The 22,920-nt window shown below is 69.3% G+C and carries 22 protein-coding genes and 2 pseudogenes; 8 read left to right on the forward strand and 16 right to left on the reverse strand.

Features of this window, described 5'->3' with window-relative positions; genetic code table 11:
* Nucleotides 1–10: 10 nt before the first annotated feature.
* The 11 genes and pseudogenes from AB5J56_RS24130 to AB5J56_RS24180 all read right to left on the reverse strand — a co-directional run.
* Nucleotides 11–1,501 carry a type IV secretory system conjugative DNA transfer family protein gene (locus AB5J56_RS24130; RefSeq protein WP_369234836.1) on the reverse strand — a complete coding sequence of 497 codons (1,491 nt, stop codon included), beginning with the start codon at nt 1,499–1,501 and terminating at the stop codon, nt 11–13.
* Between the two features lie 45 nt (nt 1,502–1,546).
* The gene (locus AB5J56_RS24135; protein ID WP_369234837.1) at nt 1,547–2,971 is read right to left on the reverse strand and encodes an ATP-binding protein; all 1,425 of its coding nucleotides are present in this window, start codon (nt 2,969–2,971) and stop codon (nt 1,547–1,549) included.
* Between the two features lie 14 nt (nt 2,972–2,985).
* Nucleotides 2,986–4,545: an SCO6880 family protein gene (locus AB5J56_RS24140; RefSeq protein ID WP_369234839.1), complete on the reverse strand. Its 1,560-nt coding sequence runs from the start codon at nt 4,543–4,545 to the stop codon at nt 2,986–2,988.
* On the reverse strand, nt 4,542–5,891 hold the full coding sequence (locus AB5J56_RS24145; protein WP_369234841.1) for a hypothetical protein: 1,350 nt from the start codon (nt 5,889–5,891) through the stop codon (nt 4,542–4,544). Before AB5J56_RS24145 ends, AB5J56_RS24140 begins: the two co-directional genes overlap by 4 nt.
* Nucleotides 5,881–6,738 (reverse strand): hypothetical protein, encoded by an 858-nt coding sequence (locus tag AB5J56_RS24150; RefSeq protein ID WP_369234842.1) that lies wholly within the window; start codon nt 6,736–6,738, stop codon nt 5,881–5,883. Before AB5J56_RS24150 ends, AB5J56_RS24145 begins: the two co-directional genes overlap by 11 nt.
* A 210-nt stretch (nt 6,739–6,948) precedes the next feature.
* Entirely contained in the window at nt 6,949–7,257 is a 309-nt protein-coding gene (locus AB5J56_RS24155) for a hypothetical protein (RefSeq protein WP_018527881.1), read from the reverse strand.
* A 453-nt stretch (nt 7,258–7,710) separates the two neighbouring features.
* The gene (locus AB5J56_RS24160; RefSeq protein WP_369234843.1) at nt 7,711–9,063 is read right to left on the reverse strand and encodes a peptidase S8; all 1,353 of its coding nucleotides are present in this window, start codon (nt 9,061–9,063) and stop codon (nt 7,711–7,713) included.
* Between the two features lie 390 nt (nt 9,064–9,453).
* A complete protein-coding gene (locus tag AB5J56_RS24165) occupies nt 9,454–10,815 on the reverse strand; it encodes a peptidase S8 (protein WP_369234845.1) in 1,362 nt (453 codons plus the stop codon).
* A 246-nt stretch (nt 10,816–11,061) separates the two neighbouring features.
* Nucleotides 11,062–11,991 (reverse strand): class A beta-lactamase, encoded by a 930-nt coding sequence (bla, locus tag AB5J56_RS24170; RefSeq protein ID WP_369242739.1) that lies wholly within the window; start codon nt 11,989–11,991, stop codon nt 11,062–11,064.
* A gap of 171 nt (nt 11,992–12,162) precedes the next feature.
* Nucleotides 12,163–12,417, reverse strand: a complete 255-nt coding sequence (locus AB5J56_RS24175; protein WP_369234847.1) for a DUF397 domain-containing protein — start codon at nt 12,415–12,417, stop codon at nt 12,163–12,165.
* Nucleotides 12,418–12,539: 122 nt separating this feature from the next.
* Nucleotides 12,540–12,692: pseudogene (locus AB5J56_RS24180) on the reverse strand (transcriptional regulator); the annotation flags it as partial.
* A 100-nt stretch (nt 12,693–12,792) separates the two neighbouring features.
* On the opposite strand from AB5J56_RS24180, the pseudogene AB5J56_RS24185 reads away from it, so the two are divergent.
* Nucleotides 12,793–12,885: pseudogene (locus tag AB5J56_RS24185) on the forward strand (ATP-binding protein); the annotation flags it as partial.
* Nucleotides 12,886–13,060: 175 nt separating this feature from the next.
* A complete protein-coding gene (locus tag AB5J56_RS24190; RefSeq protein ID WP_369234849.1) occupies nt 13,061–13,813 on the forward strand; it encodes a serine protease in 753 nt (250 codons plus the stop codon).
* 43 nt (nt 13,814–13,856) lie between these two features.
* Here AB5J56_RS24190 and AB5J56_RS24195 read toward each other — a convergent pair whose 3' ends face one another.
* Nucleotides 13,857–14,453: a hypothetical protein gene (locus AB5J56_RS24195; protein WP_369234851.1), complete on the reverse strand. Its 597-nt coding sequence runs from the start codon at nt 14,451–14,453 to the stop codon at nt 13,857–13,859.
* Nucleotides 14,454–14,542: 89 nt separating this feature from the next.
* Between AB5J56_RS24195 and AB5J56_RS24200 the strand changes: the two genes are divergently transcribed.
* Together AB5J56_RS24200 and AB5J56_RS24205 are read left to right on the forward strand one after the other, a co-directional pair.
* The gene (locus AB5J56_RS24200) at nt 14,543–15,550 is read left to right on the forward strand and encodes an NlpC/P60 family protein (RefSeq protein ID WP_369234853.1); all 1,008 of its coding nucleotides are present in this window, start codon (nt 14,543–14,545) and stop codon (nt 15,548–15,550) included.
* 262 nt (nt 15,551–15,812) lie between these two features.
* Nucleotides 15,813–16,517, forward strand: coding sequence for a phosphatase PAP2 family protein (locus AB5J56_RS24205; protein ID WP_369234855.1), 705 nt, complete (start codon nt 15,813–15,815; stop codon nt 16,515–16,517).
* Between the two features lie 7 nt (nt 16,518–16,524).
* On the opposite strand, the gene AB5J56_RS24210 is transcribed toward AB5J56_RS24205, so the two are convergent.
* Both AB5J56_RS24210 and AB5J56_RS24215 read right to left on the reverse strand, forming a co-directional pair.
* Nucleotides 16,525–18,117 (reverse strand): FAD-binding oxidoreductase, encoded by a 1,593-nt coding sequence (locus tag AB5J56_RS24210; protein ID WP_369234857.1) that lies wholly within the window; start codon nt 18,115–18,117, stop codon nt 16,525–16,527.
* A 74-nt stretch (nt 18,118–18,191) separates the two neighbouring features.
* On the reverse strand, nt 18,192–18,356 hold the full coding sequence (locus tag AB5J56_RS24215) for a hypothetical protein (protein ID WP_369234859.1): 165 nt from the start codon (nt 18,354–18,356) through the stop codon (nt 18,192–18,194).
* Nucleotides 18,357–18,496: 140 nt separating this feature from the next.
* Between AB5J56_RS24215 and AB5J56_RS24220 the strand changes: the two genes are divergently transcribed.
* Entirely contained in the window at nt 18,497–19,336 is an 840-nt protein-coding gene (locus tag AB5J56_RS24220) for a hypothetical protein (protein ID WP_369234861.1), read from the forward strand.
* 165 nt (nt 19,337–19,501) lie between these two features.
* Nucleotides 19,502–19,699 carry a hypothetical protein gene (locus tag AB5J56_RS24225; RefSeq protein ID WP_369234863.1) on the forward strand — a complete coding sequence of 66 codons (198 nt, stop codon included), beginning with the start codon at nt 19,502–19,504 and terminating at the stop codon, nt 19,697–19,699.
* A gap of 60 nt (nt 19,700–19,759) precedes the next feature.
* Here the strand turns inward: AB5J56_RS24225 and AB5J56_RS24230 are convergent, their stop codons facing one another.
* Nucleotides 19,760–20,131 (reverse strand): metal-sensitive transcriptional regulator, encoded by a 372-nt coding sequence (locus AB5J56_RS24230; RefSeq protein ID WP_369234865.1) that lies wholly within the window; start codon nt 20,129–20,131, stop codon nt 19,760–19,762.
* A gap of 248 nt (nt 20,132–20,379) precedes the next feature.
* Here AB5J56_RS24230 and AB5J56_RS24235 point away from each other — a divergent pair, with 248 nt between their 5' ends.
* Complete coding sequence (locus tag AB5J56_RS24235) at nt 20,380–21,000, forward strand: DUF47 domain-containing protein (protein WP_369234867.1); 621 nt, start codon at nt 20,380–20,382, stop codon at nt 20,998–21,000.
* A gap of 7 nt (nt 21,001–21,007) precedes the next feature.
* Entirely contained in the window at nt 21,008–22,006 is a 999-nt protein-coding gene (locus AB5J56_RS24240) for an anion permease (protein ID WP_369234869.1), read from the forward strand.
* A gap of 110 nt (nt 22,007–22,116) precedes the next feature.
* Here the strand turns inward: AB5J56_RS24240 and pstB are convergent, their stop codons facing one another.
* A complete protein-coding gene (gene pstB / locus AB5J56_RS24245; RefSeq protein ID WP_369234871.1) occupies nt 22,117–22,893 on the reverse strand; it encodes a phosphate ABC transporter ATP-binding protein PstB in 777 nt (258 codons plus the stop codon).
* Nucleotides 22,894–22,920 lie beyond the last annotated feature (27 nt).

Raw genomic sequence — 22,920 nt, forward strand, 5'->3', positions numbered from 1 at the left:
GCGGCGGGCTCTAGACCGGCAGGTCGAACTGCGGCCAGCGCGCCCGGCCCTGTTCCTGGGAACGGAGCAGGGCCAGGGTCGGCAGGCCCCGGTCCACTCCGGCGGACAGCAGCTCCGGCAGCTGAGGAAGCGGAGCCACCGCGGCCACATCGTCGAGGACGAGGGCAAGTGGTGGGTCGAGGCGACCAGAGGATGACCGTTCGGCCATGCGCCGGCCGCGCTCGACCACGCTTGAGGCGAGGGCCGTCAGGAGCGGCATGGCGCCGGGATTCGCCTTGGGGTCCTCGATGGGTTCACCGACCAGATAGAGCGTGCCCCCTTCGTTGACGAAGGAATCCAAGGCGAGGCTGTCAGTTCTGTTGGATGTGCAGGACTCCCGGATGTTGACCGTGAAGAGAGCGGACAGTGCGCGGGCCGTCAACTCCTGCGCTATGTCGCGGCGTTCGGGGTGCGAGGTGAGCGCCGCTTCCAGTTCGCCGGCGGCTCCTGATGCCGCCTTGGGGTTCGTACGGAGGGTTCGTACGGCGTCCTGGACCTGGGTGCCCTGCGCCCAGCGGTGGACGTGGCGGAACGCCCGGCCCTCCACGGCGGCGGCGTGCAGATAGCTCCGCAGGAGCGTTTCCGCGACGTCTGCCATGGCCTGGTCCACCTTGGCGGTGGGGCGGACCGGGGCGAGCAGCGCCGCCGCCCTTGATGCGGCCGTTGCCTTGTCCTCGCAGCCCGTTGCCGGAGACCAGTGGAGGCGGGCCGGGGTGTCGCACAGGTGTGTGGGGTCGTAGAGGAGGACGGGGCCCAGTTTGGCTCTGGCGTCCTTGGTCTCCGACCAGACCGTCGGGTTCGACGTGACCACCAGGACTGGGCCCTCTGCGTCGCGTACGGCCTGGATGGCTACGGGGTGGCGGGTCTCGGCGGAGCCGAGGAGGACGGGGCCTCGGGGGGCGGGGACCTGTAGTTGGGGTTCGGGGTGTGGTTGTGGCTCGGGTGGGGGAGCGGGTGCCGGGTTGGGGGTGGGGATTTTCTTCGCCCCCTCCGCCCCTTCCCGTCCCGTTTCTGGGGGCTGCGCCCCCTTGCCCCCTGCTTCGGCCTGAACGGCCTCGTCCTCAAACGCCGGACGGGCTGAACGCCTGGCGCGCCCTGCTCGCCATCTCGCCACCGTGCCCATCGTGAACACCGTCAGGACGAACAGGATCATCAGCTGGCCGATGAACAGGCCCCAGAAGAGGCCGTATCCCGACAGCTGAGCCTTGGGGGTGTCGGGCCAGGCGCCGGGGACGTCGTGCGGTTGGCCGATGAGGTGGCGCATGGCCAGGGGGGTGCGGGCGAAGGTGACGTGGTCGGGCCAGGCGTCCTGGGCGAACCAGCCCGCCAGGCCCGTGGCCGACCACACCATCAGGGTCATACCGAGGAGGAAGGCGAGGATGCCGACCAACAGGCCGTCGGGGATACCGCCTTCGCCCTCGCGGCCGCGCTCCCGTCGGCGATCGCGCTCGTCCGGTCTCATCTCACGTCCCCGTTCTCACGCACACGCACAGGCACACGCACACGCTCACGCCACCGTGGACTCGGACGAGTCGTCGAGATCGCTGAGGTGCTGCTCCATGAAGGCCGCCGCCCGCTCCTCCGCCTCCAGCTCGGCGGCGCGCAGGGCGTCGTCGGCGAGGTGGTCGGCGGAGGACTCGGTCATGGCGCGGTCGGTGAAGACAAGGGGGCGTTCGGTCTCCGTGATCAGGTGTTTGACCACCTGGACGTTGCCGTTGACGTCCCAGACCGCGATGCCGGGGGTCAGCGTCGGGATGATCTCCACCGCCCACCGGGGCAGGCCGATCACCCGGCCCGTCGCCCTCGCCTCGTCGGCCTTCTGCGCGTAGATCGTCCGGGTCGACGCCATCTTCAGGATCGCGGCCGCCTCCTTGGCCGCCGCCCCGTCCACGACATCCGACAGGTGGTGGACCACCGCCACGAACGACAGACCGAGCCGTCGCCCGAACTTCAGCAGCCGCTGGAAGAGTTGGGCGACGAACGGGCTGTTGATGATGTGCCACGCCTCTTCCACCAGGAAGATGCGCTTCTTGCGGTCGGGCCGGATCCAGGTGTGCTCCAGCCACACGCCGACGATCGCCATCAGGATCGGCATGGCGATGGAGTTGCGGTCGATGTGGGAGAGGTCGAAGACGATGAGGGGCGCGTCGAGATCGATGCCGACCGTCGTCGGGCCGTCGAACATGCCCCTCAGGTCGCCGTCGACCAGGCGGTCCAGGACCAGCGCGACGTCAAGTCCCCAGGCCCGTACGTCATCTATGGCGACGTTCATCGCCTCGGCCGACTCCGGTTCGGGGTGCCGTAGTTGCTCCACGATGTCGGTCAGGACGGGCTGACGCTCGACGATCGTCTCGTTCACGTAGGCGTGGGCGACCTTGAGCGCGAAGCCTGAGCGCTCGTCGAGGCCGTGGCCCATCGCGACCTCGATGATGGTCCGGAGCAGCGCGAGTTGCCCGGTCGTGGTGATCGCCGGGTCCAGGGGGTTGAGACGGATCCCCATGTCCAGGGCCGCCGTCGGGTCGAGCCGGATGGGGGTTATCCCCAGCTCTTCCGCGATGAGGTTCCACTCGCCGACGCCGTCCTCGCCCTGGGCGTCGAGGACGACGACCTGGCGGTCGCGGAACCTCAACTGCCGTAGGACGTACGTCTTCTCCAGCGCCGACTTGCCGTTTCCGGACTCGCCGAGGACCAGCCAGTGCGGTGCCGGGAGCTGCTGGCCGTACAGCTGGAAGGGGTCGTAGATGTAGCCCTTCCCGGAGTACACCTCGCGGCCGATGATGACGCCCGAGTCGCCGAGGCCGGGGGCGGCCGTCGGCAGGTAGACCGCCTGGGCCTGGCCCGTCGACGTACGCACCGGAAGGCGGGTCGTCTCGATCTTGCCGAAGAGGAAGGAGGTGAAGGCGTCGGTGGCTGCGGACAGCGGATCCCGCATCAGAACATCAGCTCCTACCTGCGGATTCCGGTGGCGAACGGCAGTGTGTTCACGAAGGCGCGGTGGTGCTCGCGGTCGCACCACTCCAGTTTCAGATACGACTTGCCGGCGGACGCGCGGATCGTGCGCTTGTCGCGGGCGAGGGCTTCCGGCGACCGGGAGGAGACGGTGATGTAGCCGACCAGGTTGACGCCGGCGGCGCCGCTCGCGAGATCCTCGCCGCGCTGGTCCAGGCGGTTGTGCGAGGCGATGTCGCGGGGGTCCACGGTCCGGTTCATCTTGGCGGCGCGGGACGCCTCCGCGTCGTCGTTCGTCTTCTCGGTCAGCATGCGCTCGATGGCGATCTCGGTGGGTTCGAGGTCCATCGTGACGGCGACCGTGCGGATGACGTCCGGGGTGTGGACGAGGAGGGGCGCCAGGAAGTTGACGCCCACCGGGGTCATCGGCCACTCCTTCACCCAGGCCGTGGAGTGGCACCAGGGCGCGCGCGTCGACGACTCACGGGTCTTCGCCTGGAGGTACGTCGGCTCCATCGCGTCCAGCTCGGCCGGCCAGGCGTTCCGCTTCGTCATCGCCTGGATGTGGTCGATGGGGTGGTCCGGGTCGTACATCGAGTGCACGAGGGACGCCAACCGCCCCTGGCCCAGGGGCTGTCGTACACGGATGTCGGCTTCCTGGAGCCGTGAGCAGATGTCGGTCAGCTCGCGCGCCATGACGACGGCGAGGCCCGCGTCCCGGTCGATCTTCCGGCCACCCTGTGGCCGCGCCGCGCGTGCCATCGCCTGGGCCTCGGCGGCCAGTTCGCGCGAGTAGTGCATACAGGCGACGAGGTAGGCGCGGTGCTGCTCGCTGCTGGTGGACACCATCGACTGCAGTTGGTCGTACGACTTCTGCAGCCAGCCGGGGGCCCGCTCGTCCCCTCGTACGGAGACGTCCTTGGCGTGGGCGTCCGGGTCGGCGGGGAGGGTGCGGGCCAGCATCTGGATGCGGGTGACGAACCCGTCGCCGTTCGCCACGTGCTTCAGCAGCGTGCCGAAGCGGTCGACCAGCGCCTCCTGGTCCTCGCTGTCGCGCAGGCCGACGCCCGGGCCCTCGATCTCGATCGCGGCCGTCACCGTGCGCCGGTCGGCGTGCAGGAGTACGGCGATCTCGTCGGGCCCGAAGGGCGCCGCGAGCCAGCTGATCCGGCCGATCCCGGGCGGCGGACCGATCTCGACCTCACGGCCGTCGATCCGCGTGCCCGCCTCGACGACGCTGCTGCGGTACGCCGTGCCCTTGCGCAGACTGCGCTTGTAACTGCGGTTGATCTCGAACCACTTGTAGAACGTCCGGCGCTTGTACGGGACGTACACCGCGGCCAGCGCGAGCAGCGGGAAGCCCATCAGCAGCACGATGCGCATGGACAGGACGGGGACGAGGAGACCGCACATCATGCCGAGGAACGCGCCCGCGATGATCAGCGCGAGCTCGCCGGACTCGCGGTTCCGGCCGACGATCGCGTTCGGCCGGGCGCGGCCGATCAGATATGTACGGCGGGGCGTGACCGGATGGGACACGTGGGACTCGGTCGTCAACGCCCTTCACCTCCCGTGCGGTTGGTCCTGCTCGTGCCAGTACTTCCGCCACGGCTGTTGCTCGCGTGCGGGGTGTTCGCCGGGCTGTTGCGCGGCGGGGGTGCGGCGGAGGGGACAGATCCGCCGCCACCCGTGGGCGTACGTGTGCTGTGTGCGGCCACGCCGCCGGACGCGGGGTTGGTGGGCCGCTGGTTGCCGCCACCGCCTCCCCCGCCGCCGTTGTTGTCCGCGCGGGAGCTGTGCGTCTTGATGCCCTGCGCGACCAGGGTCGCCGGGGAGCTGATCACGGCCGCGGCCTTGCCCTCGGCGCCCTGCATGATCCGGTTGTTGCGGGAGCCCGCGATCTCGTCGCCGAAGCCCGGGACGAAGCGGTAGATCATCGCGCTCGCGAAGATGGCGAGCAGGATGATCGCGAGGCCGGAGACCACCGCGGAGAACGCGTCCGGCCCGTCGTCCGAGGACAGCGCGCCGGCCAGGCCCAGCACGATCACGATGACCGGTTTCACCAGGATCACCGCGATCATGATGCCCGCCCAGCGGCGGACGTGGCCCCACAGGTTCTTGTCGACGAGCCCCGCGTACACGACGGTGCCGAGCAGCGCGCCCACGTACAGCAGGGCGGCCCGGATCACCAGCTCCAGCCAGAGGACGCCGGCCGCGAGGATCGACACCAGCGACACCACGATCAGCATGATCGGGCCGCCGCCGATGTCCGTGTTCTTCTTCAGCGCCCCGGAGAACGTGCCGAAGAACGTGTCCGTCTGGTTGCCGGTCGTCTTCGCCAGGACCTCCGTCACACCGTCCGTCGCGGAGACGACCGTGTACAGGATCAGCGGCGTGAACGCCGACGCCAGCACCGTCAGCCAGAGGAAGCCGATCGCCTCCGAGAGCGCGGTGGTGAGGGGGACGCCTCGCACCGCCCTCTTGGCCACGGCCAGCAGCCACAGCAGCAGGGTCAGGATCGTCGACGCGGCGAACACCACGGCGTACTGCTGAAGGAACTTCTGGTTCGTGAAGTCCACGTTCGCCGTGTCCTTCACGGCCTCACTCAGCTTGTCGACCGTCCAGGACGCCGCCTCCGCGCAGCCCTTGGCCAGGGAGGAGAGGGGGTCGAGGGTGCTGGTGGGGTCAGTGGTGCCGGTGAGGCCGGAACCGGATTTTTTGTTGCCGCGTTCGCAGTACTGCTTGGCGGGGCCCGAGATCACGGAGCAGGGATCGCTGCTCCCGGAGGGGTTCGGCGACGGGGTCGGGGCGGCGACGGCTTGGGTTGCCAGGAGTACGGCGCCGACCTGGACAGCCGATACGACGTAGGCGAGCTTGAGCGCGCGGTGCGGGCTACCGGGCATACGTGAACCCTCCGAACTCCTCGACCGCCTTGCCGATCTCGTCGGCTCCGGAGACCGGGTCGTCTCCGTTGACGGGGGTTGGGCCGGTCTTCTGGCTGGTGTCCTGGATCTTCCAGTCGCCACCGCTCCAGCTCAGCTTCAAGGTCACGGTGAACCAGCCGTTGGTCACGGGGTTGGTGGATTTCTCGCCGGTGAGACCGAACAGGCTGTTGCACCAGACGTCGACAGTGGCCGCGTCGGCGCTGGAGGACTTGACCTTGGTGCCCACCGGCAGGGTGCGATTGACGAACGTGCTGCCCGCCGGTGCGCTGCCGTCTTCGTTGAGCCCGAGCTTCTTCAGGAAGTCCGCGGAATAGTCCGCGTCGAACCCGGACCGGAGCCGGTCCATCGCGCCGGGGTCGGAGATGGTCTGCACGATCTCGTGCCGTTTGGCCGTGTTGAACATGCCGTCGGAACCCAGCGCCACCGCATAGTTCGCCGCCGCGCTCTGCGCCCCCGTCTCACTGTGGGCGAAGCCCGACGGGATCCCCTCGACCTTTGACTGCACCGGGCGTTCCCCGGAAGCCGACGTCGGGGCCGAGTCCGTCTTGTTGCCGGCGCCGCCCCCGTTTCCGGAGGAGGACGAGGAGTCGTCGCCGCGGTTCGCGAAGGCGATGGCGGCGATCAGGAGGACGACCACGCCGACCACGGTGACCAGGCTGCGGGAGGAGGACCGGCCGCGCCGGGCACCGCCGTAGACGTCGCCGCCCCGGTCGGGCAGGCGGGTCCGGGTCTGGCCGGTGCCGCCGTAGCCCCCGTCGTCGCCGCGGGGGGTGTCGCCGTAACCGGGCTCGTCACCGAGACTCATGCCGCGTACGCCCCCTCGACCTTTTGGTGAACCGCGTAGTACGACGGTAGCCGTGCTGGTTCCCGCGCGGGCGCGGTGTGGTGACTCGACATCAGGGAAACGCAACCTCAGCCGGTGGGCACGACGGACGGGTGGGTCGGAGGGGGACGGGATCCGGGTGCGCCCGGCCGGGACTTGGCGTGGGCCGGACGCGCGGGCGGCCGGCCGGGCCTACACGGCCATGCCGTACACGATGGTGAAGAGCGTGCCGAGGGAGCCGATGATGAAGACTCCGGTCAGGCCCGCGATGATGAGGCCCTTGCCCTGTTCGGCGCTGAAGGTGTCGCGCAGTGCCGTGGCGCCGATGCGCTGCTTGGCCGCGCCCCAGATCGCGATGCCGAGGCACAGCAGGATGGCGACCGCCATCACGACCTCGATCATCACGCGCGCCTCGTTGCCCAGGCTGCCGAAGGGGCCCCAGTCCGGGGCGATCCCGCCGATGATCGTGGTGATGTCGCCCTTTTCGGCTGCAAGAAGCATGTAAGTCACCGCCCCTAGTGGGTAGTTCTGTCCCTCTGCCCACGGTGCGCAGAGGTCGGGCCCATTCTCGCCGACAATGACGCTGTCGTATGTCGACTTGACGTCATTGATTGGCGGGTTTCGTACGAATCCCTGGTCGCCGGTCCACAGGGATCCCTCACGGGAGTGTGGACCGGTATACGAAGAGTCGTATGGTCACTCTGTGTATCACGGCAGGTCACGCCGGGCAATGAGGTCGAACCGGAACCTGTCGTGTGGTTCTGTCGTTAGTCCCTTCACGCCTTCTGCGGAACAGGCCTGTCCCGTTTCTGACGGGCCGTCGAGCCGGTGTTCTCCGGGTCGTGCGTCTGCGGGATGTGGACGCGACCGGTCCGCAGCAGGCTATCTCGCGCGGGCGCACGCGCGACAACGGGCCGCGGCTGATGGCCGCGGCCCGCTGTCTACGTGTTCACGTCAGCCGGTGAAGGCCGTGGTGCCCTCCGGGGTGCCCCAGCCGGTCGGGCCGTCGTAGCCCGACTTGGCGGTGCAGAGGTAGCTGGAGGAGCAGCTGCCGTTGTTGCCGCTGGTCACGTCGTTGAGGGCCGAGGTGCCGGCCGCCGTGTACGGGAACTTCGCGGGGTAGGAGCTGGAGGACGGGGTGCCGGCGAGGGCGTAGACGCCGGCGATGATCGGGGAGGAGGCGCTGGTGCCGCCGAAGGTGTACCAGCCCGCCGTGACGCCGTAGGAGTCGTAGACCGAGACGCCGGTGGCCGGGTCGGCGACCGCGGAGACGTCGGCGATGGTCCGCTTCGTGCAGCCCGTGTCGGTCTGCCAGCTCGGCTTCGTGTCGTACGAGGAGCAGCCGGATCCGGTGCCCTCGGAGCTGCTGGTCTTCCACACGGTCTCGGACCAGCCGCGGGTGGTGGAGGTGGCCTTGGAGAGCGCGGTGCCGCCGACGGCGGTGACGTACTGGGAGGCGGCCGGGTACTCGGCGCCGTAGCCCGAGTCGCCCGCGCTGACCGTGATGGCGACGCCGGGGTGCTTGAAGTACGAGGTGTCGTACGTCGAGTCGGAGGAGGACTCGGAGCCGCCGTAGCTGTTGGAGACGTACTTCGCGCCGAGGGTGACGGCCTCGTTCACGGACTTGCCCAGGTTGGCCATGGTGGCCGAAGTGGCCTCGACGAGCAGGATGTTGCAGTTCGGGCAGACGGCGCTGGCCATGTCGAGGTCGAGGGAGATTTCCTCGGACCAGCCGGCGTCACTGGAGGGCAGGGAGGTCGTGGAGCCGGTCTGACCGACCTTCTTGAAGCAGCCGTTGGCGGTGGTGCACGCCGAGAGTCCGTAGTACGAGCGGTACTTGGCGAGGTCCGCCTCGGCGTTCGGGTCGTTGTACGCGTCGACGATCGCGATCGTCTCGCCGGAGCCGTTGGAGGCGGCGGCGGAGGTCAGGCCGTACGCGGACTGGAGGTCGGTCGGTCCGTAGCCGGACGGGGTGGTGGCGTCGGCGGCCTTCGGGGAGACGCCCTTCGCGGCGGCCTTCTGGATCTGGAAGGCCGTGGTGCCGCCGGTGACGCGGAGCGCCTTGCAGGCCATCTCGCCGGCCTTGCTCGGCGTGGAACAGGCCCTGCTCCAGGTGACGTTGGGGGTGGCCGTCTTCGTCGCGGCGGCCTGTGTGCTCGCCGCGGCGTCGGCCTGGGCGGCGGAGCCGAGGCCGGTGAAGGCGAGTGCGGCGGTCGCGGTCGCGGCGGTGGCGATACGGCGCCAGTTGCCGCGCAGGGCGCGTATGGACCGTCTGGAGTGGGGGGCTGTGGGGGTCGAGGTACGCAACGTACTGCCTCCTGAGAGCGGTTGTGACAGGGGCGGTGCGGGTGCGCCCGCCGGTCCGGTGTCCCCGGCGGGACGGGTCAGTGGGTGACCCGCGTAGACGATGACTTGTTGAGTACGCGACAACAAGAGGCTTCTGGAATCCTGACCTCCGCCTTACCGAATCGGGGCCGTGCGTTACTCGCCGATGGCCACGGGATGGTGGACGGCTGGCGGCTGCTTGACTCAACTCACAGGAATTTCAAGGGTTTTGCCGTGCTTCGGTGGGGGCGGGGGTGCGGGTGCGGGCATGGGAAACGGGCCGCGGCTGGTTGCCGCGGCCCGTCTCCGAGGCCGCCGGTCGACCCCACGTGCTCACTCACACTCCCCGGCGGGTCCTGGGGGTGGTCGGGATCAGCCGGTGAAGGCGTCCAGGCCCGCGGGCGTGCCCAGACCGGTCGGGCCGTCGTAGCCCGACTTCGCGGTGCAGAAGTAGCTCGTGGAGCAGGTGCCGTTGCTGCCGCTGGTCACGTCGTTGAGTGCGGAGGTGCCGGCCGCGTTGTACGGGTACTGGGCCGGGTAGTCGCTGCTGCCCGGGGTGCCCGCGAGGGCGTAGACAGCGGCGATGATGGGCGCGGAGGCGCTGGTGCCGCCGTAGGTGTTCCAGCCGGTGCCGTCGGAGCCGTAGGTGTCGTAGACCGAGACGCCGGTGGCCGGGTCGGCGACCGCGGAGACGTCGGACTCCATGCGCTTGGTGCAGCCGGTGTCGGTCTGCCAGGACGGCTTGGCGTCGTACGCGGAGCAGCCGGAGCCGGTGCCCTCGGTGCTGCTGGTGTTCCAGACCTTCTCCGTCCAGCCGCGGCTGGCGGAGCTGGTGGAGAGGGCGGTGCCGCCGACGGCGGTCACGTAGCGGGAGGTGGCCGGGTACTCGGCGCCGTAGCCCTCGTCGCCGGCGCTGACGGTGATCGCGACGCCGGGGTGGTTGAAGTACGAGGAGTCGTACGACGTGTCGGAGGAGGACTCCGAGCCGCCGTAGCTGTTGGAGACGAACTTGGCGCCCAGCTTGACGGCCTCGTTCACGGCCGTGCCGAGGTTGGCCATGGAGGACGACTTGGCCTCGACGAGCAGGATCTTGCAGTTCGGGCAGACCGCGCTGGCCATGTCGAGGTCGAGCGAGATCTCGCCGGCCCAGCCGCTGTCGGCGGTGGGCAGGGAGGTCGTCGAACCGGTCTGACTGACCTTCTTGAAGCCGCCGTTGGCGGTGGTGAGCGCCGAGAGGCCGTAGTACGAGCGGTACGTCGCGAGGTCCGCCTCGGCGTTCGGGTCGTCGTACGCGTCGACGATCGCGATGGTCTCGCCGGAGCCGTTGGAGGCGGCGGCGGAGGTCAGGCCGTACGCGGACTGGAGGTCACTCGGCCCGTAACCGGTGGGGGTGGCCGAACTGGCCTTCGGTGAGACCGCCTTGGGCGCGACGCCCCGCTCCTTCGCCTGCTGCTTCTGGAAGGCGGTGACGCCGCCTGTCACGCGCAGCGCGTTGCAGGTCAGGTACCCGGCCTTCTTGGGGGTGGCGCAGGATTCGGGGGTGTAGGTCACCTTGGTGGAGGTGGACTTGGCGGTCGTGGTCGTGGCGACCGGGGCGGCGCTCGCTTGGGCGGCGGTGTCGAGGCCGGCGACGAGGAGGGCGGCGGTCGCGGCGGCCGCGGAGCCTATTCGACGCCAATTCGCGTGTCTCTGGCCGCTGTTGTGGGGGGTGCTGTGGGGGGTTTCGGTACGCAACGTACAGCTCCTGAGAGTTGTGGACAGGGGCGGTGCGGGTGCCACCCGCCAGGTGCTGTGGTGCCCGGCGGGTGGGGTCGTGTGACCCGCGTAGACCTTGACCTTGTTGAGTACGTGACAACAAGAGGGATCTGGAATCCTGACTTCCGCCTTACTGAACGAGGGATTCCGCGTTACTGATCAATGGCCTCGTGATGGCTGGAAGCAGACGTTGCCTTGACTCAACTCACAGGGAGGGCTGGGGGCTTAGGAAGGTCTGCTCACGGCCTCTGCCAGTACCGCCGCCGTCTCGGCGATCAGCGGGTTGTCCGGGGCGGCGGTCGGGTCCGGCTTGGTGGTGAGGACGGCCAGGACGATGGGGGTGGCGTCCTGAGTCCAGGCGATGCCCACGTTGTTGTTGGACCCGTAGGCGCCGGCGCCGGTCTTGTCGGCGATCGTCCAGTCCTTCGGCAGCCCCTTGCGGAAACGTTCGCCGCTGGTCGTGTTGGCCAGCAGCCAGGCGGTGACACGTTCTCGGTCCGGGCCGTCCAGGGCGTTGCCCAGGACGAGACGGGCGTACGTACGGCCGATCGCGACCGGGCTCGTGGTGTCCTCCACGCGCCATGGCTCGCATGTGTTGACGTCCGGTTCCCAGCGGTCGAGCCGCGTCGTGTCGTCCCCGACCGACCGGCAGAAGCGGGTGACCGCCGTGGGACCGCCCAGTTCGCGCAGCAGCAGGTTGCCCGCCGCGTTGTCGCTCTGGCAGATCGCCGCCGCGCAGAGCTCCGCGATGGTCATGCCCTCGGCCAGATGCTTGCCCGTCTCCGGGGAGCCCTGGGCCTGGTCCAGGTCCGCCTGCGTGTAGAAGATGCGCTTCGCGAGCGTCTCGCCGTCCCGGTCCAGGTCCCGCAGCACGGCGGCCGCGGCCAGCGTCTTGAAGACGGACATCATCGGGAAGCGTTCCGCTGCGCGATACCTCGCGGTGGCCTTCGTCTTCAGGTTGTACGCGAACACGCCCAGCCTGGCGCCGTGTTGCTGCTCCAGCTCCCGCAGCCGGGCGTGCACGCCCCGGGCGCCTGGCGCCGCGTACGCCTGACCGGCCGTGAGGGCGAGTGCGGTGGCGGTGCCTCCTGCGAGGAGGGTACGGCGGGTCAGGTTGGGGTTGGACGTCGGCTTGGGTTCTCCGGTGCCTAAGATCGCCCGTCTCCTTTTGTCGTCGCTGCTTTGAGGTAGTGACGATGTTGGTGGGGTCGCTGGTTTCACCGGGGTGGGAGCTCGGGGGTGGGGTGGTGCGGGCGGCCCCCACAGCCACCTCCCGGGCAGACGCCCGCACCACCCCACCCCCGAGGGTTCGCTTGACCCCGGTGCCTAGGCCTTCTCGTCCTCCTCCGTCAGCCCCTCGACGAAGTGGTCGAACTCGCCTGCCTGGACGCCGAGTACGAAGGCGTCCCACTTGCGGCGGTTCGTGGTCACCACGTTGTCCGGGTCGCTGGTCTCGCGGATGTAGACCGGGGCGTCGCCGTCCTCGCCCTCGCCGAAGGCCAGCTCGATCCAGGGGCCGGGGCCGGTCGCGTCGTCCGGGGCGGCGCGGATCCAGTCGAGGTTCGGGGGGATGTCAGCCACGGGAGTTCTTGTCCTTCAGTCGAGGAGGAGGGCGGAGAAGGCAGTGGGGGTGGGGGTGGGGGTGGAAGAGAGTATGGACTCGGTGGGGCGCTGTTTTCGGTGCAATGGATCGTTCCGGCACCGTGGTCCATCGTCTGGAGAAGGCCCGGGATGCCTGATGTGTGGGCGGTACGCAGGGCGTGGCCGTGGTGTTCCAGCTCGGCCAGGTCCAGCAGCCGGGTCGGCAGGATGTCCCGGCACTCCTCCCACCAGCCGCGTTTGCGCGCGCCGGTCATTCCGGCGATGGCCTCGACAAGGTCACTTGGTAACCCAAGCGAACCATCCGGCTCCCCTCCGTGATCGGAGACTTCCAGGGCCACCGTATCCCCCACCCGGATCTGTGCCCTCCAGCTCCCGCACGGTCCCCGCGCCCCGGGCATTGCCCGAGTCACCCTCCGAACCGTCCTCGCCGCCCACGGTCTCACCGAACCCGATCGCCTCCCGCCCGGCTTCGGCAGCACCGACGTACCCCCGCAGGCGTCGGCGGAAGCCGAGGGACCGGCGTATCCGGAGGGTGCGGAGTGTCCGCCGCACAGAGAATTCTCAAGATGGTCCAATCCCGTACAAGGACATTTCTCACCCCCGTGGGTCACAGTGGTGAGTGATGAAGCACCTCACGCGTCTCATTGGAACCCGGCGGTACTCGGTGCTCGGCACCGTGGTGCTGCTGGCGGCGACGTCGTCCTCGTTGGCGGCGGCGGATGACGGGCCCGGGCCGTTCGGGGTGACCGTGCAGGCCGCCGCGACGGTGGAGAGCAACCGCGTCGGGGCGCTCTTCAAGGGCGATCTGGACGACGGGCACTTCTGTACGGCGTCCGTCGTGCGCAGCAAGGGGCGGGATCTGATCGTCACCGCCGCGCACTGTGTGGATGGTGGGGGGCGGTTGCGGTTCGCGCCCGGATATCGGGACGGGAAGGCGCCGTACGGGGTGTGGGAGGTCCAGAAGACCTATCTCGGGGACGCCTGGACCGGGAGGCAGGACGAGGACAGTGATGTCGCCTTTGCCGTTCTCGCCGAGAATGACGAAGGGGAGGGCGTCGAGGATGTCGTGGGAGGCAACGGCTTCGCCGCCCACCGCACCACCGGGGCCACCGCCGTCACCGTCACCGGCTACCCCAACACCCTCGACACACCCATCACCTGCACCAACAAGCCCACCGCCCACAGCGCCACCCAGCAGCGCATCGAATGTCCCGACTTCACCGGCGGCACCAGCGGAAGCCCCTGGGTGAACGGCGACGGCGATGTCGTCGGCATCCTCGGCGGGCACGAGGCGGGCGGGAGCACCGCCGACATCTCCTACAGCGTGGTGCTGGCGGACGAGGCCGCCGCGCTCTACAGGACCGCTGCGGGATGACCCGCGGCCCACGCGGCCCGCGGCCCCCGGCGCCGCCAGGGCCCTAGCCCGCCTGGTTGGCGATGAACGCGGCGATCCAGCCCAGCGGCAGGAGCAGCCACACGTAGGCGAGCGGGCGCTGCCAGACCGGCTTGCCCGGGGGGAGTACGACACCCGCGGGTGACGGCGAGGGCTGCGGCAGCTTCTTGATCTTCGTGTGGGCGTACAGGTTCGCCAGCAGGGTGAACCAGACGTAGAAGATGATCGAGCCCACGCTCCACCAGCCGCCCGCCAGTGTCTTCGTCGTCATGTCCCGGTGGATCGAGGTCGCGCACGAGCGGCACAGTGGGCCCTCCATCTTGGAGAACCGCATCGCGACCAGCAGCCCGGTGTGCTGACGGATCGTGATGTCACCGGCCGGCTGCGCCCCGCATATCCGGCAGGGGGGAGTGGTCGGGGCAGCGGCGCCCGGCTGGCCGTAAGGGTTGGGGCCTTGCGCGTACTGCTGCTGCCCCTGAGCCGGCGGCGGCTGTCCCTGTGCGTACGGGTTCTGCCCGTACGGCGGGTTCTGGCCGTACGCGGGCTGGTTTGGCGCGTAACCGCCTTGCGGTGCGTAGGAGTTGCCCTGGGCTGGGTTCGGGTGCTGGGGCGGGGTCGCCACGTGCGGTTTCTCCTTGTGGATGATCGTCCCGGAGTGCCGGGGCCGCCTCTACACTGACGGTCGGCGGACTCCTGGTCGGCGAGGGGCGGTTGACGGTGCGTAAGGCATGGATCGTAGCGACCGCTGCCGCCGCGGCAGGGCTCGGCTTCGTGATGCTGCTCGTCGTCGGCGTCTACATGGTCGCGGGGAACCTCGCGGCCGGGGTCGGGCAGGGTGCGGTCGGGCTCGCCAAGGGCGCCGTACCGGCCGCGTACCAGACGGTCGTGCAGAAGTGGGGCAACCTCTGCGCCGCCATCAATCCCGCGCTGCTGGCCGCCCAGCTGTATCAGGAGAGCGGGTTCAATCCGAACGCGAAGAGTCCGGCGAAGGCGGAAGGAATAGCGCAATTCATTCCGGGGACCTGGGCCACGCACGGAATCGACGGCGACGGCGACGGCGACCGCGACGTCTGGGACCCGAATGACGCGATTCCATCGGCCGCCTCCTACGACTGCAAGCTCGCCTCGTACGTGAAGGACGCGCCCGGCAACCAGACGGAGAACATGCTCGCCGCGTACAACGCGGGGGCGTACGCCGTCATCAAGTACGGGGGTGTGCCGCCGTACAGCGAAACGCAGAACTACGTGAAGACGATTACGAGTCTGGAGAAGAGTTTCGCCGCGCCCGTGAACCGGGTGGATCCCTCGAAGCAGGCGGCCGGCGCGATCTACTACGCGCAGAAGAAGCTCGGCACTCCCTACCTGTGGGGCGGCAACGGCACCTCCGACCAGGGCGGACGCTTCGACTGCTCGGGGCTGACGAAGGCCGCGTTCGAGAGTGTCGGGGTCACCCTGCCGCGGGTCGCGAACGACCAGTACAACGCCGGGCCGCATCCCAAGCGCGAAGAGCTGCTTCCGGGGGATCTGGTGTTCTTCTCGGACGACCTCACCAATTCACGGGCCATCCGGCATGTAGGGATTTATGTCGGCGGCGGATACATGATCGATGCGCCGAAACCGGGCGCCGTCATCCGCTTCGACCCCGTCGACACCCCCGACTACTTCGGCGCGACCCGGGTCACCGAGGATGGCGCGAAAGCATTGCCGACCACGGTGTGAACCGACCGTGAACCCACCCCCTGAGCTGCGGCAATGTGTCTCTCTTCGATAACGTCTGCGTGATCATTCGGTGGAGTGTGGAACGTATTGAAGGGAGCCGTGCGTTCCTTTTCCTGGAGCGGTGTACCGACCAGTGCACGGGACGCTCACGTAGGAGCGGGTCTTCGACACGGGTCTACGACCACGGGGGTGGGACAAGCGGCGCGCGAAAGGTGCGCCCGCGCAGGCACGACGAACATGACGACGAAGGGGCCGCAGCACCATGGCTGGACTCGCCGAATCCGGTTCCAACCCCGACGTCGACCTGCTCTACGACATCAATGGCCTGGCCAAGGACGCGCCGCACTGGTTCGACCGCGTCATGGAGTTCGTCGGGGAGTACGGGCTGCTGCTCGCCATGGTGCTGCTCGTGCTGTGGTGCTGGTGGACCGTCCGGCGGCGGGGTGACGAGAACGCCGCGTCGTCCGTGGCCGCGCTGGTGTGGACGCCGCTCGCCGCCGGGATCGCCGTACTCGTGAACGTGCCGATACGGGGGTTTGTCGCGCGGCCCCGGCCCTTTGTCGACCACCGGGGCCTCGATGTGCTCGTCAGCGGCAAGACCGACTTCTCCTTCGTGAGTGATCACGCGACGATCACCATGGCGATGGGCGTCGGGCTGTTCGTCGCCAACCGGAAGTTCGGGCTGCTGGGGATCGGGCTGGCGCTGCTCGAAGGGTTCTGCCGGGTGTACATGGGCGTGCACTACCCGACCGACGTCGTGGGCGGGTTCGCCCTGGGCACGGCGGTCGCCCTGCTGTTGTCGCCGCTTGCCATGCTGATGCTGACGCCGGTGATCAAGGCGGTGGAGGGGTCCCGGCGGGGGTCCTGGCTGGTCCGGGCCCGGGGCGGCGACCCTGCCGGGCAGGAAGCGCTGATTCCGGGGGCCCGGACGGGGGCGTCGGCCGAGGAGCGGGATCTGGCCGCGTAGGGCTGGGTTACAGCGCCTGCGGGAACGTGAAGAAGCGGTTCGGGTCGTACTGGTTCTTCAACGTCTTCAGACGGGCCGCCGCCGGGCCGTAGTACGCCTCACGCCAGTTGGTGAGGGTGGGGTCGGTGTAGTTCTGGTAGGCGGCGCCCGAGGCGTAGGGCTTCATGGCCGTGTGGGCCGTGGTCAGCCAGGACTGCGCTGTCGTGCCGGAGGTGCCCGCCTGCCAGGAGACGATGTACTGGGCGAGCATCCGCGAGCGGCGGTGGACGAAGGCCGTCGAGGTGGGCGCGACCCGGTTGATCGCACCGCCGAGAGCCGTCAGCGCGATACTGCCCGCGCCGCCCCGTACCGTCGTCATCTGCTTCATCAGGGCCTGGATACCGGTCGCCGAGATCGAGCGGTCGAAGAAGTCCGAGCGGGCCGCGTACGTCTCGCGGCCCAGCGCGCCCTGCGGGGAGCGGCCGGGGGTCGTGCCCGGCAGGTGGCACTGGGCGTCCGTGGCGAACGAGGAGCAGCCCGCGTACACCTCCATCGAGTCCTCGTACGAGCGTCGCTTCAGGGAAACGCTGCGCGCGGGGGCGCCGATCCTGTCCGCCAGGCGGTCCACCGCGTTCTGGAGTTCGCCGTACGTGCCGAGCGAGAAGGCGGCGATGGAGATCGTGGGCGTGCCCCCGGCCGCGTTCGCGAGATGGCACGAGGACCAGATCTCGTCCGGCTGGTCCGGGCCCCACTCCTGCCAGGCCTTGATCACGGCGGCGGCCTTCGCCCAGGGCCAGGTCATGTACGCCGAGACGGCCTGCGGGGCCGGGTGGGTCCTGAAGCGCAGCTCGGTGACGACACCGAAGTTGCCGTTGCCCGCGCCGCGCAGCGCCCAGAAGAGGTCCTTGTTCTCAGTGGCGTTCGCGGTGAGCTGCTTGCCGTCCGCCGTGATCAGCGTCGCCTGGGTGAGGCTGTCGCAGGTCAGGCCGTACGCACGGGAGACCACGCCGTGGCCGCCGCCGAGGGTCAGGCCCGAGACGCCGACGGTGGGGCAGGAGCCCGCGGGGATGGTGACGCCCTGTGCGGCGAGGGCGCGGTAGACGTCGATCAGCTTGGAGCCGGCACCGACGACCGCCGTGCCGCCGCTCGCGCGGATCTTGTTCAGCTTGGACACGTCGAGGACGAGACGGCCGTTGCCGGAGGACCAGCCGGCGTACGAGTGGCCGCCGTTGCGGATCGACACCTGGACGTTGTGCGCGTGTGCGTACGCCAGCGTCGTGCGGATGTCGTCCGTGCCCGCGACGTACGCGACGGCCGTGGGCTTCAGGGAGTCGAAGCGGGTGTTGTAGAGCTGGCGGGCCGCCGCCCAGGCGCGGTCGCCCGGCTGGACCAGCGCGCCGTCCAGGTCCTTGGCGAGGGCGGTCAGGTTCGCGGCGGCGGCGCGGGTACCGGTGGCCATGCTCGTGCTCGTGCGGGTGCTCGTGGTGGCCGTGCGGGTCGACGTGCCGGTGCTCTCGCCGACGCCCGACGCCTTGCCGCCCCCGTTGTCGCCGTTGCACGCGGACGTGGTCGCCGCCGCGATCGCGGCCGCCGCCCCGCCTATGAACGTACGCCGTTGCATGTGTGCCTCGTCTCCCGTCGGTTCCCGTGGAACGAGACGAGTCTCCGGCCCCAGGGGTTCCAAGGGTCCCCGGCTCAGCCGCCCTGCCCGTGTCCCTCCGCGTCCGCTCTCGCAAGGCTCCGCGCCCGGCGGGCCGGGCCGCGCCAGCCGCAGATGCAGCGGGCCATGCAGAAGCGCCCCTGCTCGATCGTCGTCGTCCGGTGTTCCGCGGAGGTGTCGACCTCGTCGTGCTGCGCCACACCGACAACGTTACCCAAGGCAAGTGCGTTGACGTCAGCCGCTCCGCGGCGGGGCATCCCGCCGCGTGACGGCGGCCCCTACCCGTCGTTAACCGGACAACGGAAGGGCCCGGTACGGACCGGCTGGGGGTCGGCAGGCGATGGTGGGGCAGCAGCACAGGCGGCGTACGGGCGGAGCCGTTCTCGCGGCAGCGGCGGCGGGGCTCATGGTCTGTGCCACCGGATGCGCGGGCGGCGGGGGCGATGCCGAGGACGCGCGGGCCGGGGCCGCCCCCGTCGACGCCCTGCACCGGGCCGCGGACGCCCTGGTGAGCGCGGGCAGTTCCAAGACCCGTACGTCGATGGAGATGGCCACCGGCGGCACCCGCGTCACCATCCGCGGCGAGGGTGTGTACGACTACACGAAGCAGCTGGGCCGGATGAAGGTGCTGCTGCCGCAGGACCCGGCGGGCACCAGCGAGCACCGGCCGATCACCGAACTCCTCGCCCCGGGCGCCCTGTTCATGAAGAACCGCGGCGCCGGTGTCCCCGCCGACAAATGGGTGCGCGTCGACACGGCCGGCCTCGCCGACGGGAACCTGGTGACGGGCGGCGCCACCGATCCGTTCGCCGCCGCCGAGTTGCTGCGGGGGGCGCGGACGGCGACGTACGTCGGGAGGACCGAGGTCGCCGGGACGCCGGTGCGCCACTACCGCGGCACCGCCGACCTGACGGTGGCCGCGAGGAGCGCGTCGAAGGGCAACCGGAACGCGCTGCGGGCGGCGGCGAAAGGGTTCGCCACCGCTGAAGTGCCGTTCGACGTCTACCTCGACGACCAGGGGCGCATCCGCAAGGTCCGGCACCGCTTCAGCTTCGTGAACGGACAGCAGAAGGGCACCGTCGCGGTCGCCTCGACGACTCTGCTGTACGACTTCGGGGTCCCCGCCGACGTACGGCTGCCGCAGTCCCGGGACATCTTCGCCGGGAAGATCGCGGAGTAGGGGACGAGAGGGGAAGCGGCGGGGCGGAGTGGGTGGGGCCCTCGCGGGTAGCCGCGGTGGGGGGAGCGTAGGAGGAGTTGGGGGGCCGGAAATGGCCCTTCCGTGCCATGCGCGGTGCGTAGGCCGCTCCCTACTCTAGGAAGTCGGTGACGGCAGGAAGAGGTGATGCACGTGGCTCCGGTCGGCGGTACGGCAGTTCAGGACCACGTGGCCCTCGCCGAGATCGAGCTGTGCGGCGAACTGATCATCGCGGCCTCGGCGGCGCGCGAGGACAGGCTCAGCCTTGAGAGCATCGACGAGGTGCTGAAAGTGGCCGAAGAGCGCGCCCACGAGTCCTCGTCCGAGGACAGTGGCGTGAACTAGCCCCTGCGAACCCAGGCGTGGCCGGGCCCCCGCCACGTCCCACCTCCGCCCCCGTGCCACTCAGGTGCGCAGCAGCCGCCCGATCGCCTTCGTGGCCTCCTCGACCTTCGCGTCGATCTCGGTGCCGCCCTTGAGCGCGGCATCGGCGACGCAGTGGCGCAGGTGTTCCTCCAGCAGCTGGAGCGCGAAGGACTGCAGGGCCTTCGTGGAGGCGGAGACCTGGGTGAGTATGTCGATGCAGTAGGTGTCCTCGTCGACCATGCGCTGCAGGCCGCGGATCTGGCCCTCGATCCGGCGCAGCCGCTTGAGGTGCTCGTCCTTCTGCTTGTGGTAGCCGTGCACACCGCGGTCGTGGTCGGTGACGACCTCGATCACGGCCGCCTCGTCGGACTCGCCGGAGGGCGCCGTCGCGCCGGCCTCGGTGGTCGTCATCGCGTCCTCCTTGTATCGGGCACCGGGTAACGGCTGCATATCCGGTGCGACAGATACCCCTAGAGGGTATATGGTATCGAACTTTGCAGGGTATAGGGCTGTTGGTGACGGCCCCGGCCGGACCCCGTACCGCCCCCGTGCTGATCACTGTGCCTGATGGGCGACACTGGGGGACGGCCCATTAGCCGTGGCCGGATGATGCGCCTAGCATCAGCCTGACCGAAACCGAAGCACCCCGAGGACCCCACGTGCGCTTTCGTCTGACCCCCAGGGAGACGAGCTTCTACGACATGTTCTCCGCCTCCGCGGACAACATCGTCACGGGCTCGAAGCTCCTCATGGAATTGCTCGGGGCGGACACCGCCGGCCGGGCCGAGATCGCAGAGCGTATGCGGGCAGCGGAACACGCCGGTGACGACGCCACGCACGCGATCTTCCACCAGTTGAACTCCTCGTTCATCACGCCGTTCGACCGTGAGGACATCTACAACCTCGCGTCGTCCCTCGACGACATCATGGACTTCATGGAGGAGGCCGTCGACCTGGTCGTCCTCTACAACGTGGAGGAACTGCCGAAGGGCGTGGAGCAGCAGATCGAGGTGCTGGCCCGCGCGGCCGAGCTGACCGCGGAGGCGATGCCGAACCTCCGCACCATGGACAACCTCACCGAGTACTGGATCGAGGTCAACCGGCTGGAGAACCAGGCCGACCAGATCCACCGCAAGCTGCTCGCCACACTCTTCAACGGCAAGTACGACGCCATCGAGGTGCTGAAGCTCAAGCAGATCGTGGACGTGCTGGAGGAGGCGGCGGACGCGTTCGAGCACGTGGCGAACACGGTCGAGACCATCGCCGTCAAGGAGTCCTGACCCCTTCATGGACACCTTCGCTCTGGTCGTGACGATCGCCGTCGCGCTCGGCTTCACCTATACCAACGGCTTCCACGACTCCGCGAACGCGATCGCGACCTCGGTCTCGACGCGCGCGCTGACGCCGCGGGCCGCGCTCGCGATGGCCGCCGTGATGAACCTCGCCGGTGCCTTCCTGGGCAGCGGGGTCGCACACACGGTCAGCAAGGGCCTGATCGAGACGCCCGACGGCTCCAAGGGGATGGGGATTCTGTTCGCCGCGCTCATCGGCGCGATCGTGTGGAACCTCGTCACCTGGTACTTCGGCCTTCCCTCGTCCTCCTCGCACGCCCTGTTCGGCGGCATGGTGGGCGCGGCGCTCGCGGGCGGTACGGATGTCATCTGGTCCGGCGTCCTCGACAAGGTCGTCATCCCGATGTTCCTGTCGCCGGTGGTCGGTCTGGTCGCCGGTTACCTCGTGATGTGCGCGATCATGTGGCTGTTCCGGCGGTCCAACCCGCACAAGGCCAAGCGCGGTTTCCGTATCGCGCAGACGGTGTCTGCGGCAGGTATGGCGCTCGGGCACGGTCTCCAGGACGCCCAGAAGACGATGGGCATCGTGGTGATGGCCCTGGTCATCGGGGATGTGCAGGGGGCCGACGATCCGATTCCCGTGTGGGTGAAGATCGCCTGCGCGCTGATGCTCTCGCTGGGTACGTACGCGGGTGGCTGGCGGATCATGCGGACGCTCGGTCGCAAGATCATCGAGCTGGATCCGCCGCAGGGGTTCGCCGCGGAGACGACCGGTGCGTCGATCATGTTCGCCACGGCGTTCATCTTCAAGGCGCCGATCTCGACGACGCATGTCATCACCTCGGCCATCATGGGCGTCGGTGCGACGAAGCGTGTGAAGGCCGTGCGGTGGGGTGTTGCCAAGAACATCATCCTGGGCTGGTTCATCACGATGCCCGCGGCCGGGCTGGTGGCTGCGTGCAGCTTCTGGATCGTGAACCTGGCGTTCCTGTAGGGGCCAAGCCCTCGGACGTGAAACGGGCCCGCCCCCTGGGAGCCAGGGGGCGGGCCCTTCTCGTCCTCGCGGTGGCACCGCCATGCAGCACCGCGAGGGGTCTTGGTGGCTCAGCCGAAGCGGCCCGAGATGTAGTCCTCGGTGGCCTGGACGGACGGGTTGGAGAAGATCCGCTCCGTGTCGTCTATCTCGATGAGCCGGCCGGGCTGGCCGACCGCGGAGAGGTTGAAGAACGCGGTGCGGTCGGAGACGCGGGCGGCCTGCTGCATGTTGTGCGTCACGATGACGATCGTGAAGCGCTCCTTCAGCTCACCGATCAGGTCCTCGATCGCGAGGGTGGAGATGGGGTCCAGGGCCGAGCAGGGCTCGTCCATGAGGAGGACCTTCGGCTCGACCGCGATCGCGCGGGCGATGCACAGGCGCTGCTGCTGGCCGCCGGAGAGACCGGAACCCGGCTTGTTCAGGCGGTCCTTGACCTCGTTCCAGAGGTTCGCGCCCTTGAGGGACTTCTCGACGACGTCCGCCAGCTCCGACTTCTTGTACGAGCCGTTGAGCCGCAGGCCCGCCGCCACGTTGTCGAAGATCGACATGGTGGGGAACGGGTTCGGGCGCTGGAAGACCATGCCGACCTCGCGGCGCACGGACACCGGGTCGATGCCGGAGCCGTAGAGGTCCTCGTCGTCCAGGAGCACCTTGCCCTCGACGCGGCCGCCGGGGGTGACCTCGTGCATACGGTTGAGGGTGCGCAGGAACGTCGACTTGCCGCAGCCGGAGGGGCCGATGAAGGCCGTCACCGAACGGGGCTCGACGGTCATGGAGATGTCTTCGATCGCCTTGTGCGCGCTGTAGTAGGCGGTCAGACCGCTTACGTCGATTCGCTTGGCCATGGGGATCACTGCTTCTTTCGAGGGGAA

It is taken from the genome of Streptomyces sp. R21, assembly GCF_041051975.1.
Lineage (GTDB): Bacteria > Actinomycetota > Actinomycetes > Streptomycetales > Streptomycetaceae > Streptomyces.